This is a genomic window from Pedobacter jejuensis (assembly GCF_003725795.1).
In the GTDB taxonomy this organism is placed as follows: Bacteria; Bacteroidota; Bacteroidia; order Sphingobacteriales; family Sphingobacteriaceae; genus Pedobacter; species Pedobacter jejuensis.
On record NZ_RBEE01000002.1, the window covers coordinates 332,432 to 351,885 of the forward strand.

9 protein-coding genes are annotated in these 19,454 nt (G+C 36.6%); 7 read left to right on the forward strand and 2 right to left on the reverse strand.

The genetic code is table 11. The features are described from left to right. Window positions 1-1,074, reverse strand: coding sequence for a calcium:proton antiporter (locus D7004_RS01930; RefSeq protein ID WP_123204186.1), 1,074 nt, complete (start codon window positions 1,072-1,074; stop codon window positions 1-3). Between the two features lie 1,540 nt (window positions 1,075-2,614). Here D7004_RS01930 and D7004_RS01935 point away from each other — a divergent pair. The 3 genes from D7004_RS01935 to D7004_RS01945 all read left to right on the forward strand — a co-directional run bounded on the left by D7004_RS01935 (window position 2,615) and on the right by D7004_RS01945 (window position 7,310). After that, window positions 2,615-3,691, forward strand: a complete 1,077-nt coding sequence (locus D7004_RS01935) for a fatty acid desaturase family protein (RefSeq protein WP_123204187.1) — start codon at window positions 2,615-2,617, stop codon at window positions 3,689-3,691. A 662-nt stretch (window positions 3,692-4,353) separates the two neighbouring features. After that, window positions 4,354-5,127: an HAD-IIA family hydrolase gene (locus D7004_RS01940; RefSeq protein ID WP_123204188.1), complete on the forward strand. Its 774-nt coding sequence runs from the start codon at window positions 4,354-4,356 to the stop codon at window positions 5,125-5,127. Between the two features lie 98 nt (window positions 5,128-5,225). Beyond that, on the forward strand, window positions 5,226-7,310 hold the full coding sequence (locus D7004_RS01945; RefSeq protein WP_167459372.1) for an AAA family ATPase: 2,085 nt from the start codon (window positions 5,226-5,228) through the stop codon (window positions 7,308-7,310). A 179-nt stretch (window positions 7,311-7,489) separates the two neighbouring features. Here D7004_RS01945 and D7004_RS01950 read toward each other — a convergent pair whose 3' ends face one another. Then, window positions 7,490-9,151: an FMN-binding glutamate synthase family protein gene (locus tag D7004_RS01950; protein WP_123204190.1), complete on the reverse strand. Its 1,662-nt coding sequence runs from the start codon at window positions 9,149-9,151 to the stop codon at window positions 7,490-7,492. A 249-nt stretch (window positions 9,152-9,400) separates the two neighbouring features. Between D7004_RS01950 and D7004_RS01955 the strand changes: the two genes are divergently transcribed. The 4 genes from D7004_RS01955 (at window position 9,401) to nhaA (ending at window position 18,480) form a co-directional block, all read left to right on the forward strand. Next, entirely contained in the window at window positions 9,401-10,021 is a 621-nt protein-coding gene (locus D7004_RS01955; RefSeq protein WP_123204191.1) for an L-threonylcarbamoyladenylate synthase, read from the forward strand. Between the two features lie 422 nt (window positions 10,022-10,443). After that, window positions 10,444-15,669, forward strand: coding sequence for a T9SS type B sorting domain-containing protein (locus D7004_RS01960; RefSeq protein ID WP_123204192.1), 5,226 nt, complete (start codon window positions 10,444-10,446; stop codon window positions 15,667-15,669). Between the two features lie 8 nt (window positions 15,670-15,677). After that, the gene (locus D7004_RS01965; RefSeq protein WP_123204193.1) at window positions 15,678-16,598 is read left to right on the forward strand and encodes a PorP/SprF family type IX secretion system membrane protein; all 921 of its coding nucleotides are present in this window, start codon (window positions 15,678-15,680) and stop codon (window positions 16,596-16,598) included. 727 nt (window positions 16,599-17,325) lie between these two features. Next, window positions 17,326-18,480, forward strand: coding sequence for a Na+/H+ antiporter NhaA (gene nhaA / locus D7004_RS01970; protein WP_123204194.1), 1,155 nt, complete (start codon window positions 17,326-17,328; stop codon window positions 18,478-18,480). Window positions 18,481-19,454: the final 974 nt, after the last annotated feature.

The following is a 19,454-nucleotide window of genomic DNA, read 5'->3' on the forward strand; positions in this document are numbered from 1 at the left end:
TTACGGTACAACTGTGTAAAACAGATAGGAAAAGAATATTACCAATAATACAATACCCTGTTGGATATTGGTTTTACCAGTAGCTAAAGAAAACATTATGGTTAACATAGATAGCAATAGCAAAACTGTTGATGTGGTATTTATGCCCAATACAATAGGCATTTCTGTTAAAATTGACACTATTGCTACTGCTGGTATTGTTAAGCCGATACTTGCTAGTGCCGAACCCAGCGCCAAATTTAGACTGGTTTGTAAACGATTAGATTTTACTGCGCTATAAGCTGCTAATCCTTCTGGAAGTAGCACAATGGCAGCTATTATTACACCAACAACAGATTTCGGTGCTCCCATTTCAACAACAATAGTTTCAATATCTTTTGATAAATATTTGGCCAATAGAACAACGATTATCAAACTTAAAATTAAAAAAGCTAAGCTGGATAGTGCTGTAATATTGTTTGGAGCTTCTGCATGATCATCTTCAGATTGTGATTCTTTTGGAAGAAAATAATCACGATGCCTAACGGTTTGCATAAAAATAAATCCGCCATATAAAACGAGGGAAACAACAATAACAAATATCAATTGACTTACGCTATATTCACCTTTGGCTCCACTGGTGTAGTTTGGCAAAATAAGAGTAAGTACGATTATTGATAATAACGTTATTAAAGCTGCATTTACTCCTTGAAGTTTGTACAATTGCTCTTTAAATTTTAACCCACCTTTCAGCAGGCAAATTCCAACTATAGCAGTTAATATTATCATTACTGCGGCAAAAACGGTATCTCTGGCCAATTCCTTAACGCCATCGCCACCGGCTAGCATCAATGATACAATCAAACCAACTTCAATTGTAGTGATTGCAATAGCAAGTATAATTGTACCAAAGGGCTCTCCTACCCTGTGCGCAATAACTTCTGCGTGGTGTACTGAGGCAATTACAGAACCGATAAGCAATACAGCCAAAAGTAGTTTTAAAAAAAGCCCTGCATCATAACCTGCCACAAAATATAAAATTATAGCTGCCACAGGCACAAGCATTGTCCATTTTGGTAAATGTATTTCTTTCATGTTTTAGGAGTATTTTCAACAAAGTAACACAAAAGTTCTGCATGGGTTTTAAATTATATTATCATCACTATTAATCGAGTTAGTTTATTTTAACTATAACAACCTGAATTCGATTCTTAAACTTAATATTTTGCTGCTTTACCGCTGTGTTCGTTGTGCGACACGTCATGCTGAATTTATTTCAGCATCTTTCCTGCAAATAAGACCCTGAAATAAATTCAGGGCGACATTAAAAAAATCAGCATATTAATAATGTGAAGAAAAATTAATAATATAACTCAGGTTTGTAATTAGCAAAATTATGGGTCAAAGATCTATGTGTTCCGCTGCGCTCTAATCGAGATGACGGATATATACGTCGTCATTTCGAGCGTAGCTGACGGCAATGCCCGAAAAGCAACTCACCTTTGTTAAATAAACGTGATTGAAATGGAAAGCCCCAATTCTTCATTGGGCTTGTAATGGAAAGCAGGGCTGAAAAATCAAAAGGATTACTGAACTAACGTTTTCAGAGAAAAATAAAATTGCCACAGAAACACCGAAATCACAGAAGAAGTGTGATTGTAATTTTGAAAATGGCCAGGAAATTTTTGTAGCCTGAATTCGATTCTTAAACTTAAATTTTGCTGTGTCATCGCCGTATTGCTTGCACGACACGTCATGCTGAATTTATTTCAGCATCTTTCCTGCAAATAAGACCCTGAAATAAATTCAGGGTGACGTAAACTAAAAAAAGCGGCTTATTTATAATGTGAATGAAAATTAATAATCGAATTTGAGTTTACAATTAGCAAAACTACTGGTCAAAGATCTCTCTGTTCCGCTGCGCTCCAATCGAGATGACGAGAATATAAGACGTCATTTCGAGCGTAGCTGACGGCAATGCCCGAAAAGCAACTTACCTTTGTTAAATAAACGTGATTGAAATGTAAAGCCCCAATTCTTCATTGGGCTTGCCATGGAAAGCAGGACTGAAACATCAAAAGGATTACTGAACTAACGTTTTCAGGGAAAAATAAAATTGCCACAGATACACAGAAATCACAGAATAAGTGTGATTGTAGCTCCGAAAATCGCTGAGAAATCTTTGCAATAAAAAAACTATTGGTCAAAGACCTCTCTATTCCGCTGCGCTCCAATCGAGATGACGAGAATATAAGACGTCATTTCGAGCTTAGCCGGGAAATTTTTGTAGGCTGAATTCTATTCAAACTTAAATTTGCTATTTTGTTGACGTATTGCTTGTACGAAACGTCTTGTCGATTGTATTTCAGCATCTTGCCTGCTTGTAAGACTCTGAAATAAATTAAGGGTGACGTTAAAAAAAAAGCAACTTATTAATAATATGAAGGAAAATTAATAATCGAACTCCTAATGATTTTAAATAAGCTAAAATTTATTTCAAACAAACCGTACCGACCTATGTTTCGTACCTATATTAGCAGCAACAAAAACTGCAGGGAATTTTCCCACAATACCTGATGAGTTATATAGCTGCTTAAAGAAATAGTGGTGAAACAATTTGTTTAACCCAATTTCAATGAAGTTAAAAGCTAAATTCCCGTCCGCGGCATCTGGTCCGTTTTATTCTGTATTGCGCTCTAGGGTAAATAATCATTTTAAAGAAAATCAAATCTCTCCAAATGCTAATGCTGGTATGTGGATGAAAACAATTATTTTCCTGGCTAGCTATGTGTTACTTTATTTGGTCATTTTATTGCTTCCAATAAATTTATTTGCTTTAGCAGTTCTAACCGTATTGCTTGGAATGACGGCGGCTTTTGTTGGTTTTAACATTTGTCACGATGCTATACATGGTTCATTTTCAAAATCCAAGAAAGTAAATCATTTGCTTAGTTTTCTATTCAATTTATTGGGTGCAAGCCCGTATGTTTGGAACATAACACACAATGTTGTACATCATACTTACACAAATATTGCCGGTCATGATGAAGATATCGAGGTTGCACCAGGTTTAATCAGAATATCAGATGCTGATGAATTAAAAAGTTTCCATAAATATCAACAATGGTATGCCTTTCCTATTTATGGTCTTGCATCATTATCATGGGTTTTAAGAAAAGACTATAAAAAGTTTTTTCAGGCATCAGTTGGTGCACATGCAAACAAGCATCCTAAAATAGAATATTTCAATCTTTTCTTTTTTAAGGCGATTTATTATTTCCTGTTCTTAGCATTACCAATTATGCTAATGGATATTGCATGGTACCACGTAATTGTAGGTTTCATGATATTACATTTATCACAAGGCTTTACCATGGGTTTGGTTTTCCAATTGGCACATGTTGTTGAAGGAACCGAATTTCCAATACCCGATTTGGCTGGTAATATGCAAGAATCATGGGCAGAGCATCAAATGGCAACAACAGCAAATTTTGCAACCGATTCTAAGTTTGCTGCATTTTTCCTTGGTGGTTTAAACCGACAAATTGAACATCATTTGTTTCCAAAGATTTGCCACATACATTACGGCAGCATATCAAAAATTGTTAAATCAACAGCCTTAGAGTATGGAATTGTTTACCATGAAAATAAAACATTTCAAATGGCTTTGCAATCGCATTTTAATATGCTTAAAAAAATGGGGCGAGAATAAACGTACATTTCGATTTTATTATTTAAATGTTGGTGAATTAATGAGGAATTTGCTGCGTCACAATCAATTAAATCACTTAAAATATCTAATACCTTAATTTCCTATATAATACTTAGACATAAATAGCATTTTACATCAAAGTTTCGGTTAACTCAATCTTCCTGGCTTAAATTTTAATTAAAAGTCAATTAAGTTTTGATTTTAAACATTTTTGAAGTATATTCACGTCATTCAACGAACATTAAATCAAGAAGTTATGAAAAATTTTTTCTATTTCTTCCTGACCGTTTTAATTTCCACAGTTATATTACTTATAGGTTATGATTATTATGAACCTGAATTAATTTTCAGCACGATTACCATGGTGTGGATACTGTATTTGTGGCAAATTTCATACGCGAACAAGAGAAATTATAGCGAATAGCTAATTTACCAAACGCTCCTACCACAATTCCTTAATTAAAAGGAAAAATCTCTCTACGTTCAAAAATTAATTGAATGCTAGCTGAAGACACTTCTAGGTTAATTCTAACTCACCTGTATTCGCAATGTTTCTCATCACCTTGTTAACATTAAGCTAATATTAAACAGTTTTTATTGTTTAACTAACAGTTATTTTAAGTCTATATTTGCAATTGACTTAAAACTAGCTGCTTTTTACTATGAAACAAGGACTTTTAATTGATATGGACGGCGTTATTTACAGCGGCGAAGAACTTATTTTTGGGGCTGATAGATTTATCAATAACCTCATAAAACAAGATATTCCATTTGCTTTTATGACAAATAACAGCCAAAGAACAAGCCTGGAAGTTCGCCGTAAATTAAAGGGTTTGGGTATAAAAGTAGAAGACAAACATGTTTACACCAGCGCAATGGCTACAGGAAAATTTCTTGCAGATCAAAGTCCGGCGGGTACGGCTTATGTTTTAGGAGAAGGTGGTTTATTAAGCAGTTTGCACGAAAATGGAATTACCCTTGTTAATACCGACCCAGAATTTGTAGTGCTGGGTGAAGGAAGAAATTTCACACTTGAAATGGTTCAAAGAGCTGTTGATATGATTTTAGCTGGTGCTAAATTTATTACAACCAACAGAGATCCATCACCAAAAAAACCGGGATGGAACAATTTGGGTATAGCTGCAACAACCGCTATGATTGAGGAAGCTACAGGAAGGAAAGCTTTTGTAACCGGCAAACCAAGTCCGGTTATGATGCGTTCGGCCCGTAAATTTTTAGGTTTGGAAACATCAGAAACAACCGTAATTGGCGATACGATGGAAACCGACATACAAGGTGGTGTACAAATGGGATATAAAACAATTTTGGTGCTTTCGGGCATTTCGAGTAAAGATAGGTTAAGCCATTATGCTTTTAAGCCCGATTTAATTGCCAGTTCTGTGGATGAAATAGAATTTCCACTTTCTTGGTGGTAAATTAATAAGATACTAACATTTTTAGTAGCAGTAACAAAAATCATCGTACTTTTGATTTGCAAGTCATCTAAAATTTCTTGCAAATTAAAATTTACAATTTGGCCCACGAACATCAGCTCATACTAGATTTTTTAAAATCTACCAATCAATCTATTTTTCTTACCGGAAAAGCTGGTACAGGCAAAACCACCTTACTTCGGCATATTAGAGCAGTTACTACAAAAAATTATGCCGTTGTTGCACCAACTGCTGTTGCTGCAATTAATGCTGGTGGTGTTACGCTTCACTCCTTTTTCCAAATTCCATTTGGACCACTAATACCCGATAATTTTGGCGATGGAATAAAATATTCATCAGACAAAATAAAACTATTAAAATGCCTTGAGCTTTTAATTATTGATGAAATAAGTATGGTTCGGGCAGATATACTTGATTTTATTGATGCAGCACTAAGAAAAGTAAAATCATCCCAATTGCCTTTCGGTGGCGTACAGGTATTAATGATTGGCGATTTATATCAACTTTCACCTATCGCACACGATGCATGGCACATCCTAAAAGCGCATTATTTAAGTCCGTATTTTTTTGATAGCCTTGTTATTCGTAAGCATAAACTTACAACATTTCAACTTGATAAAGTTTACAGACAATCAGATCCTCTATTTCTTGAAATTTTAAACGGAGTTAGAGAAAATAATCTTTCTGATGATTTATTTACAAAATTAAATGAACGCTACTTTGCTGATTTAACAAGTATAAAACAGGAAGAGTATATTACTTTAACCACTCATAATAAACTGGTTACGCAGATAAATCAAGAATATTTAGAAAAACTAGATAGCGACCTGCATCAATTTACAGCTAAAATAACAGGCGATTTCCCTAAGGATGCATATCCTGTTGATGAAGTTTTGGAGCTTAAAGTTGGTGCAAGGGTTATGTTTTTAAAAAATGATTCATCAGGTAAAAAACTTTATTACAATGGTAAAGCTGCAGTTATTACAGAGATTAGAAGTGATGGTGTAAAAGTAAAATTTAATGATGAAGAAACCAGTTTAGAAGTTGCTAGAGAGGAATGGCAAAATATAAAATACAACCTAAACCCTACTGACAATAAAATTAATGAGGTTAATACGGGTTCTTTTTCTCAATATCCATTTAAATTGGCTTGGGCAATAACGGTTCATAAAAGTCAGGGTTTAACGTTTGATAAAGCCATTGTAGATGTAAGTTCTTCATTTACACATGGCCAGGCTTACGTAGCTTTAAGTAGATGCCGAAGTTTGGAAGGATTGGTTTTAAAGGCTCCGATAGCGGCAAACAATTTAATTACAGATGAAGGGGTTATTAAATTTACAAAAGACGCTGTTGTTTCTAAGCCAAATGCTGAAACTTTAGCAAATGCTTCTAAAGATTTTGAATGGACGCTGATTAGTGATTTACTAGATTTTACAGGTATAAATCAAAATTGGTTGTTACTAAAAAAATCGAGCTTTGGAAATAATGCTGGTAACGATGCTTTCCATAAAATTGTTGATAAAATAAGTATAGTTTTAGAAGAAGAAATTGTTGCCATTGCCCATCGCTTTATTAAAAAAGAACTGGCTGGTTTATCTAAAACTAACGGTATTAAGGATGAGGAAGAATTTATTGAGCGTTTATCCAAAGCTTCGAAATACTTTATTCCAAAATTGGAAATGGTTTTAATTGAAGCTGATAAATTTAATGAGCTGAATGTTTATATTGATGATCGAACAGAAAAAATATTGAACAGAATTAGCGATTTAATTAATGATTTAACTTTAAAACTATCACTATTTAAATTGCCTTGGAATACATTTACGATAGATGATTACACTAAAACTTATCATAAAGCAAGTGGTAAATACGAACCTGTTCAAACCGGCAGAAAGCCAAAAATTATTATCGAACCGAAAGCTATATCTAATCTGCCACTTTTTAATGAACTCTTAAAACTTAGGAAAATAATTAGTGAGAAACGCAACGTTGCTGAACATAATGTATTATCAGAACAGGCTTTACTTTCAATTGCAGATAAATTACCTAAAAATACGGAGCAATTGGCTGCAATAAAAGGCGTAGGAATTGGAAATGCGGTAGAAATTGGTGGTGAAATTTTAAAATCTGTTAATGGTTATCTGGGTACGAGTGAGCTTTTTTAGTCGGTTGGGAGACTTACGAAGTTTCCTTTGCTCAATGCCCATCGAAACTTCGTAAGTCTAGCGTGGCGACAAAGTTTCCTTTGCTCAATGCCTGTTGTAAGACTTAAGAAGTTTCCTCTGCTCAATGCCTGGAAAACTTCGTAAGACTAGCGTGGCGAATCTAACAATGCGACAAAAACCTACCGCCCTTCTTCATGCATCGTATCGCTATATGGATTCGCATGTGAATAATCTACTGCAGAAACTTTATAATCTGTTGGTGCAAAGCTTTTCGAAGAACTCAACGCCATACCCAATTCGAAACGTGTGGGATAAGGTGTTTGCAATAAACTACCAGCCGGAATGTAAGGGAAGCTTTCTAAATAAGATTGTATCACACTCGAACTAACCCTTCTATTTATATAAGCTCTGCTTAATTGATGTGGTTCTTTAAGCCCTGCAGCACCCAATAATTCTACCGCACTGGCAACCGTTAAGTTATGGAAATTTTTAACACGAACGGTTTTATCTTCAACCACTAAACCTTTCATCAAACTTTGGTCTTGCGTGGCTACACCAGTCGGGCAGGTATTGCTATTGCATTCAAGTGCTTGTATGCAACCCAAAGCAAACATCATTCCCCTTGCAGCATTACACATATCTGCTCCAAGTGCAATGTTTTTTACCAAATCAAATCCTGTGGCTACTTTACCAGATGCGATAATTTTAATGTGTTTTTTAAGGTCGAAACCGTTTAAAACATCATAAACAAAAGCAACTCCCTCACGCAGAGGCATACCAACAGAATTAGAAAATTCTTGTGGTGCTGCACCAGTTCCACCTTCACCACCATCTACAGTAATAAAATCAGGATAAATTCCGGTTTCTACCATTGCCTTGCAAATTGCATAAAACTCGCTTTTTCTACCAATACACAACTTAAACCCGACAGGCTTTCCATCTGATAAATCGCGAAGTTTTTTAATAAACTCTAATAATCCAATCGGTGAGTTGAAAGCTGAATGAGCTGGTGGCGATAAAACATCTTTACCCTCTGGCACCAAACGTATTCTAGCAACCTCAGCGGTAACTTTTCTTGCTGGCAACATACCTCCGTGACCGGGTTTTGCACCTTGAGATAGTTTTACCTCAATCATTTTTACCTGTTCTGTTTTTGCTCGCTCAGCATAGGCATCGTAATTAAATGTACCGTCATCATTTCTACAACCAAAATAGCCTGTACCAATTTGCCAAATTAAATCGCCTCCGGGCTGACGATGATAATCGCTGATACCACCTTCACCTGTATTATGAGCAAAGTTGCCCATTTTTGCACCACCGTTTAATGCCAATATCGCATTCTGACTTAAAGAGCCAAAACTCATTGCAGAGATGTTATAAATACTTGCAGAATAAGGTTTTTTACAATCTGGTCCGCCTACTAAAACTCGTGGGTCTAAATTTAATTCATGGTGTGAAATGGCGGCAATACTATGGCTTAACCATTCGTAACCGTTTTCATAAACGTTTAACTGGGTACCAAAAGGAATGGTATCGTTATCCTTTTTTGCCCGCTGATAAATTAATGAGCGGTTTAAACGGTTATATGGTGTTCCATTGGTATCACTTTCTACAAAATATTGATAGACTTTTGGTCTCAATTCTTCCATAAAATACCTAAGCCTTCCAAATACCGGGTAATTTCTAACAATACTATGTTTAGGTTGATATAAATCGTAAACACCCAGAATTACAAATGGTCCGGTGAATAGGAATGTCCACCATAAAAATGGATGGTATAAGCCCAACATTATGGTTAAGGCAATTAAAAAGGCAGCGATGGCTACGAATGCTTTTCTCATATTATAATTAATTATTTCTAAAATCTACTATGCAAGTTAACTACGATAAACTATCTATTTTGTAAACATAGTTTTAGTGTTAACTTATCTCCAAGCAAATATATTATTGATTTTTTTATGCAATGCGGTTTATAATTTTCAAAATTAAAGATAATAACCCTACAGTACAATCATTTGCATAGATTTAAAATAGATGCGATTTATAGAATCTCTAAACAACTGACACCATTAAATTGTTATTTTTGCGTTATGCTTATTAAGATTTATCCAGAAAACCCAAACGAAAGAGCCATTGAGCAAGTTGTAGAAGTGCTAAAAAAAGGTGGTTTAATTATCTACCCAACAGATACAATTTATGGTTTGGGCTGTGATATTTCCAATCCAAAAGCCATCGAAAAAATTTGCCGAATTCGTGGAATAAAACCTGAAAAAGCTAATTTTTCATTCATTTGCCATGATTTAAGCCACATATCTGATTTCATCAAACCTATCGACAATACAACTTTTAGAGTTTTAAAAAAGGCTTTGCCGGGTCCGTTTACATTTATTTTTAATGCTAATAATAATGTACCTAAACTTTTAAGTTCGAATAAAAAAACGGTTGGTATTCGTGTGCCAGATAATAACATCGCCAGATGTATAGTAAAAGAATTGGGCAATCCCATCCTTTCAACTTCAATTAAAGATGATGATGAATTGATTGAATATTCTACCGACCCTGAATTGATATATGAAAAATATCAGGATTTGGTTGATTTGGTAATTGACGGTGGCTATGGAGATAATGAGGCATCGACCGTTATAGATTGTACAAATGGCGAATTTGAAGTGATTCGTGAGGGCAAAGGAAATATTGAAGATTTTCTGTAAATCACCCTTTTAAACCACGTTACATCGCCATAACTTTTCAACATCTGTATTTAAATCCCTGTAAATCTTTAGATTTATACCATAAATGGATAACTACCATTTTACAAACAAGCTGATTTAACATTCCCTAAATATTAAATTAATATTCGAAACCTATTTTCGCATCCTAAACCATCCCAATATGACGAAACATCTACATCAATAAAGCTGGTTCCGGCTGTGTCTTTTTGCTTTTCGCAAATTGATTTTTTATCTATTTATTCAATTATATATCCTTTGAGCATAACCCTTTGTCATGGATAATATTTTGCATGAACTTCCTTAAAATCAATTTACTACAAATCGGTTACACCACAAATTACAGATTGCATTGTACAATGCAATTAATGCTCTAAATCATTTTATATCCCTATAAAATTTGTATGAAAAAAATTTTACTGTTATCACTGCTATTTTTTATGGCAGGAAAAATGTTTGCTCAGAGTTTCACGGCAACATATTCCTTTGCTAATGTTACTACTACCTCTAGTAAAACGGATCCAACACCAGTACCAACCTCATTAGGTATTAATTTCAGCCCATTTACAGCAAACGGAGCTGTATCTGCAAACCCAAACGCTGGAGGAAGATTCTCATTTACGAATCAATCAACTGGTGCAATAAATGGTAGCGATGTTTTTACAGGAACCGTTGATTTAAGTAAATATTACGAGGTTACTGTAACACCTACCGTGGGATATACTTTAAATATCGCATCTATAAAATTTACATTACAACGTTCAGCTACTGGAATAAGACAATATGTTGTAAGATCTAACAAAAATGGTTACTCAACTAATTTGCCAGCATCTATAGCTCCACAAAATACAGATTTACAAGTATTAACTGGTAATGTCTTTCAGGTTACGGATGCTTCTGCAACTGCTGAAGTAGGTAGTACTATTACACTAAATGGCTACACAAATATTACTGCTGCTACAACTTTCCGTTTCTATGGCTACAACGCCGAAGCCATCGGTGGTACATTTAGTATTGATGACGTGACAATTGCAGGGACTGCTTTATCGGGATCAGATACCACCCCACCCACAAATGCTGCAGATTATCCAAAAACGGCTTCAATAACCAGTACATCAGTTAACTTAATTAGTAATATAAATGAGGCAGGTAACACTTATTACGTTTTAATTCCTGCTACTGGAACGGCTCCAACAACATCAGCACAAATAAAAGCTGGTAGAGATGGAAATAATGTTGCCGCTTTAAAATCAGGAACAATAGCAAATACGATAAATACAGATGCTATTGCCACAATAACAGGATTGACCCTTTCAACCGCATATAGAATTTATGTAGTTTCAGAAGATGCAGCAAGCACCCCAAACTTGCAAACTTCATTTTCAACCTTAAACTTTTCTACCCTTGGTGCTGCCGACGTAACCCCTCCCGTAACCACACCAACTTACCCGAAAACCAATAACCCTACCTTAACATCAATAGATTTAATTAATAACATAAACGAAGCTGGCACAAGTTATTATGTACTTCTAGCTTCGGGTGCAAACGCACCAACACCTGCACAAGTTAAAGCAGGCCAAACATCCACAGGCACCACCGCATTTAAATTTGGTTCGTTTGCCAATGCAGCAAATACAGATGCAACAACAACAATTTCTGGTTTAACCGCAGGGACCACCTATGCAATTTATGTAGTTTCGCAAGATGCTGCAGGGAATTTGCAAACTACAGTTTCTACCGTTGGCGCTATAACAGCAAACCCGCCATTGGTTAGCGCACCTATAATTATTAGTCAATATTACGAGGGAACATCTACAAACAAATGGATTGAATTAACCAATTTAAGTAACGCACCAATTAATACTGCATCGCCACAGTTAAAGTTAGCTTTATATAATATCTCCGGCGATGCTGGAACCATCAATATCACTGGTGCACCATCGCAAATCGTAAATCTAAACTTTACCATTCCCGCACGTGGCTCTGTTTTGTTGGGTAATACAGGAAATAGCAGCACCGAAGTTCCATATTTAAATAGCACGAGTGCTGTGTTAAACAGTAATTCGGTAATCAATTTTAATGGTAATGATGGCGTTGCTTTACTCGATGCCAACAATAATGTTATCGATGCATTCGGACAGGGTGTAAACGCCAAAGATGTTTCATATGTAAGAAGTTTAAATGTTACTGCGCCAAGCCCAACTTATATAAATGATGATTGGACACTCACAACCTTAGCTGTAGTTCAAAATGCAATTGATGATGATGACGTAAATAGATTGGGTGTTCATTTCCCACCAAATTTGCCTGTTTGTGCAGCACCATCAAGCCCAGCAACTGCATTAGCATTTAATAGCGTTACCACCAGTAGCATCTCTGCAAGTTTTACCAAGTCTGCCGATGCAAATGAGTATTTAATTATCAGAAGTTTAAATTCAACCTTATCTGCTCTACCTGTTGATGGAACAGTTTACAATGTAGGTTCTACTTTTGGTGGCGGTATTGTTGCCAACAGAATTGTAACCAACACCTTTACCGATAACGGCCTATCTGATAATACAAGCTATACCTATTTTATCATTCCATTAAATAATATTTCCTGTACTGGGGGACCAAAATACTTAACCACCGGAATTTTAAAGGCTAGTCAGCTTACCAAAGCTTTATTGCCTTGTGCGGTTCCTGTCGCACAGCCTACAAATTTTGTGGTCACTTCATCAAACTACAATTTTATACAAGCTGCATTTACGCCTGCAAACGGTGCCGATGAATACCTCGTGATAATGAGTACCAGCAATGCGCTATCAGCCGCTCCTATAAACCAAAACACTTACAATGTTGGCGACCAGTTAGGTGGCGGCATTGTAGTAAAAAGAGGAACAGGAGGCACTTTTATTAGAAATGGATTAGCACAGAATACGAATTATTACTTCTTCATCTATTCGATAAATAGTGCATGCAGCGGAGGTCCGTTGTATTTAACTACACAGCCGCTCTTAGGAAATTTGAAAACAGGCATTTTAGATGTTAACAAACTGAATTTTTACTACGGAAATTTACATAGTCACAGTAGTTATTCTGATGGAAATAAAGATGATTTAACTAAGAAACCAGAAGATGATTATGCTTTCGCGAAGAATTCGATGAATTTGGATTTTTTAGGAATATCAGAACACAACCATACCCAAGCCGGAATGTCGCTAGCAAGCTGGCAACCTGGAATTGACGCCGCTAAAAAAGCAACAACATCAAATTTTGTGGCCTTGCATGGTATGGAATGGGGCGTTATTAGCGGTGGTGGACATGTTATTGTATATGGTATCGATTCATTAATTGGCTGGGAACCAGGCGAAAACCAAATCTACGTTCCGAAAAGTGTTTACACAGGTACAACCGGATTATTTAGAATAATCAACAGACATGGGTTAAATGCTGTTGCAACACTTGCCCACCCAAATACAACTGATTATAACAACGTTTTAGCTAATTATGATTTAAGTGCTGATAGTGCTATTGTAGGTACTGCTTTAGAAAGCGGACCTGCGTTTTCTACCAATGTAACCTACTCTGACCCGGCAAGCTCGATGAGTTATCTGAGTTATTACAACCGAATGCTGGCAAGAGGTTATCACCTTGGTGCAAGTATCGACCACGATAACCATAATTTAACTTTTGGTAGGCATACACGGGCAAGGTTGGTAGTGCTTGCTCCTGCCCTAACAGAAAATGATTTGTTGGATGCGATTAAGAAAATGCGTTTTTATGCCTCGCAAGATTCTGCTGCAAAAATTGTCTTCACCATTAACAAACAACCGGTTGGTAGTGTATTTAAAACAGCTGGCGCACCTGCTATCGAATTAAGTTCGATTACCACGAGTCCTGTTACAAGCATTAAAATTTTGTACGGTACCCCAGGAAGCGGCACCAACCCAGTTGAAATAGCAACAAGTGCAACAACCAACTTAACTTATACGCATAATGCATTATCAAACCTGGCAACTGGTTATTACTATGCTGATATTGTAGAGGCTGATGGAAGCAGAATAATTACCTCTCCAATTTGGTACACCAGAGATGATGCTACGGTTAAGGCAACCCAAACCATTACATTTGCCCCAACTAAAACGGTAACTTACGGCGACCCTGATTTCCCGATAGGTGCAACGAGTGACAATACAAACATCAACATTACTTACACGAGTAGCGATACCAATATAGCAACCATCAGCAATAATGATATCCATATTGTAAAAGCAGGGACGGTCACCATAACGGCAAATCAAGCGGGAGATACATTTTTTAATCCTGCTGTAGCGAAACAACAAGTTTTAACCATTGCGCCCAAAACCATTACGGTTACAGCTGATGCAAAAACCAAAGTAGAATCGACTGTTGACCCAATGTTAACATACACATCTACCCCAACGTTAATTGGAGCAGATGCTTTTACTGGTACATTAACCAGAAATCCTGGCGAAACCGCTGTCGATTATGCGATAACCCAAGGAACTTTGGCATTAAGCACCAATTATAACATTATTTATAAATCTGCCAACTTACGCATTTACGCTAAACCGGCTGCTACATTAAGTGGCAATGTCTCCGTTCCCTTAAATGCTGCCAATCCAGCAATTACCTTTACCGCTGCAACTGGCACTGCACCATTTACATTTACTTACACTATAAATGGAGGGGCGAGCCAAACAATTAAATCTACAACAAATACAGTAACAGTAAACGCATCTACAGCAACTGCAGGCACATTTACGTACACCATTACCAGCATTACCGATGCTTATAGTACGCAATCACAAAACGTATCTACAACTGTAAAAATTTATCCAATTCCTGTAGCAACCATTTTTGGTACGACAGCAATTTGTTTGAATGGAAACCCACCTACGGTAACTTTTACTGGTACTAATGGAACAGGCCCTTTTATTTTCACTTATCGTATTAATGGCGGTGCAAGCCAAACAGTAAGCACAACAGGAACAAATAACACCGCTACTGTAGTTGCACCAAGCAATATAGCTGGAACCTTTACTTACAATTTGTTACAGGTTGCTGATGTAAATGCATCTCAAAGTCAAACAGGGAATGCAACCGTTACCATTAATCAATTGCCCGTAATCACAATAAATAGCAATAAAGGTGTATCAATTTCCAAAGGTGATGCTATTGTTTTGACTGCATCGGGAGGTTCGCAATACAGCTGGACTGGTGCGGATATTACTAGTGGTCAGAATTTGGCTGCGCTAACCATCCGACCAAAGCAAAGCGGAAATTATAAGGTTATGGTAACAAATGCTAGTGGTTGTATTTCAGAACAAACTATTGCCATAACGGTGATAAACGATTACAAGTTGGAGGCCAGCAATGTTTTAACACCAAATGGTGATGGTTATAACGATAAATTCATCATCAAGAACATAGATTACTATCCTAACAATACTTTGAGAATTTTCGATAAAGCCGGGAGAATATTATACACCAAACAAGTTTACACCAATGATTGGGATGGAACTGTGAATGGTAGTCCGCTTGCTGAGGGAACTTATTATTACATTATCGATTTGGGAACAGGAATCGGAACATTCAAAGGATTTATCAACATTATTAGAGACTAATTACAGACATGAAAGCAATTACAAAAAATATAAAACAAATAAGTCGCGTAACGTTTCTATTTGCCTTTGGTACCTTGTTATTCAATAAAGCAAAGGCACAGATACTGCCCTTGAATGCACAATATTTTCAGAATAGATATTTGGTGAATCCTTCAATGGCTGGTATTAATGGGGGTTTTAATATTAACGGAAGTTTCCGCAAACAGTGGACAAATATTCCAGGTGCACCGATTACACAAAGCGTAACCTTAGACCAACAAGTGGATAAAGTGGGTTGGGGTGTGAATATTTATAATGAAAAATCGGGAGGTATTCAACGCACCAAAGCAGTTGGAACGTTTGCCTATCATCTACCATTGAGCAGCGATGACCAGAAATTAAATTTCGGTATTTCGTTTGGTGCTAGTCAGGATAAATTGGATTTAAGCAGCATTAGAAACAGCGATATTAACGACCCGTCGATTGCCCGTTTTAATGATAGGGGTTATTATCTGGATGGCGATTTTGGAGTTTCTTATACATCAAATGGATTAAGTGTGGAGGGAGCGATTCCGAACATGCGTTCAGTTTTTAGAAATGATGATTTAAACTTCGCAGATAAACCGACTTTTTATTCGGCAGTAAGTTATAAAATAAACTTCGGAACGGGTTTAAATGGCATCAGCCTTGAACCTAAAGGCGTTTTTAGAGGAATTAAAAATTATAAAAACCTATGGGATGCCGGTTTAAACGCCAATTTTGCAAACGATAAATTGTATGTATTGGCGATGTATCACAATACACAAAACGCAACGGTTGGCTTTGGAATGAATTACAAATCGACCCTTTATTTTATGGCCTATTATAACACTGCAACTTCGGCAATTAGCGGTTATACTGATGGTGATTTTGAAATAAATGTTAGGGTAAATATCGGGAAGAAAAAATAGTAATTAGTTTACACACATTAGTCCGGCCAGGACAGTTACAACATAATTAATAAATTAAAAAGATTTCTCGGCTTCGCTCGAAATGACGGTCGCATCAAAAAACTTTGCCATTCCACCCTGCTATCTGGCCTAGGAAATGATGCCAGGATGAAAGAAAAGATATAATGTAATTTAATAGGATGAGGCTATATTATTAGAAATTCGAGAATAGCATTAAATTTGGCGTCTTAAGCCTCACCCTATCAATGGCAGTGGTTTTTTCTACTTTTTGTCCATCCCTCTCCTTGAAGAGAGGGAATTAAAGGCTGTGCTTTTAAGCAAAAAGCAAGTAATGTGCGTTTAAAAATCATATTTTGAATAATCGCGTCACGGCCGCAATAAAACCTTGCTATTTCCGCCCTGCTAGCCGGCCTAGGAAATGATGGCAGGATAAGCAGTTGAAACTTGTGCACAAACATCCATTTTCCGAATAACCAAAACAGCGGTAAGTGCGATTCTTCATCGGACCTACTCCGCTGTTGCCAGTAAAGTTTCGAATGGCTTATTCAACATCAGTTCCAAGCCTTGATTTTTCTTTCTTGTCATCAAGAAAAAGAAAAAATTGTTTAGTAAACTATCTAAGAAAAGCAAAAGCATTCTTTTATTCAAGAGAAATAACGACTTAAAAACCATTCCTATTAACATCAATAACACCGCTAACAATCAAAAATTCCTTATTTTTACAGCAATGGCAAAAATTATCAACCTCGAAGTATTCACACGTTTTTTTAGATCTGGACAAATTGGTGGCTTTTTACTTTTAATCTGTGTAGCCATCTCCTTATTGATCGCTAACACTGCATCAAAAGAAAGTTTTGAAACATTTTTACAAACCAAACTTGGCTTTGGGGCTGTTAATTATTCCATTTTAGCCTGGATAAATGATGCCTTAATGGCAATATTCTTCTTGCTTGTTGGCTTAGAAATTAAACGAGAACTGGTAGAAGGCGAATTATCAACGCTCAAAAGCGCAGTACTCCCGGTTATTGCCGCTTTAGGTGGAATGTTGGTTCCGGCTTTAATTTATACAATATTTAACAAAGGAACCGAAACCGCAAGTGGTTGGGGAATTCCGATGGCTACCGATATAGCTTTTGCGCTGGCCATTATTGCTATGCTCGGAAAAAACGTTCCTACTAGTTTGAAAATCTTTTTAGCGGCCTTAGCTATTGTTGATGATTTGGGAGCCATTCTGGTTATAGCAATTTTCTACACCCATCAAATTCATTTTGAATATCTGGCAATGGCTGGCGGAATATTGGTGGTATTGGCGCTGATGAATTACTTTGGTGTCAAAAACCTGATTTTCTATTTAATCCCCGGAATATTTCTTTGGTATTTCATCCACCATTCGGGCATTCATGCAACTATAGCAGGTGTACTGTTGGCTTTTACCATTCCAACAAACGAAACAGATGTGTTATCTCCGTTGGAAAAACTAGAACATTCTTTAAGCATCCCGGTAAACTACCTCATCATGCCAATTTTCGCGTTGGCGAACACCAATATTACGTTTGAAAGAGAAATGATTGCTGGTCTGGTTTCTCCATTAGGCTTAGGCATTATTGTAGGGTTATTTGTGGGTAAAACTATCGGTGTAACGTTTTTTTCTTGGTTAGCGGTAAAACTAAAGTGGGCCGATTTACCAACTGGTGCAGGCTGGAAACACGTTTTAGGTTTAGGCATGTTAGCAGGTATCGGTTTTACCATGTCGATATTTATCGCATTGCTTTCTTTCAGTGATGATTTACATGTTTCGGAGGCGAAGTTTGCTATACTTACAGCATCAATATTATCAGGTGTGGTGGGATTTGTGTTTTTAAAATCGGTGAAAGAGGTTTAGCTTAAATTTAAATTAATGGGGATTTAAGTAAAGGAAAATAGCAATTGAGAATAGCATTAAATTGGCGTCTTAAACCTCACCCTGTTAATGGCTGTTGTTTTTCTACTTTTTGTACATCCCTCTCCTTGAAGAGAGGTGAAGTAAGGGTTGTGCTTTAACCAAAAAGCAAGTAATGTGCGATTAAAATCATATTTGAATAATCTCATCAAGATTACTTTGAAAGCCAAGCTATTTCCACACTGCTAGCCGGCCTAGGAAAATGATGGCAGGATGAAAGAAAAGATATAATGTAATTTATTAGGATGAGGCTATATTATTAGAAACTTGAGAATAACATTAAAGTGGCGTCTTAAACCTCACCCTGTTAATGGCAGTGGTTTTTCTACTTTTTGCACATCCCTCTCCTTGAAGAGAGGGAATTAAGGGTTGTGCTTTTAACCTAATAGCAAGTAATGTGCGATTAAAAACCATATTTTGAATAATCTCATCAAGATTACTTTGAAAGCCAAGCTATTTCCACCCTGCTATCCGGCCTAGGAAATGATGGCAGGATAAGCAGTTGAAACTTGTGCACAAACATTCATTTCCCGAATAACCAAAACAGCGGTAAGTCCGATTTTTCATCGGACCTAATCCGCTGTTGCCAGTAAAGTTTCGAATGGCTTATTCAACATCAGTTCCAAGCCTTGATTTTTGTTTCTTTTCATCAAGGAAAAGAAAAAAGCCGTCCGGCCAGGACAAAAAATACCAAATTAAAAAGATTTCTCCGCTACGGTCGAAAGGACGGCCGAGTTAAAAGACGTTGCCATTCCACCCTGCTATCCGGCCTAGGAAATGATGGCAGGATAAGCAGTTGAAACTTGTGCACAAACATTCGTTTCCCGAATAACCAAAACAGAGGTAAGTCCGATTCTTCATCGGACCTAATCCGCTGTTGCCAATAAAGTTTCAAGTGGCTTATTCAACATCAGTTC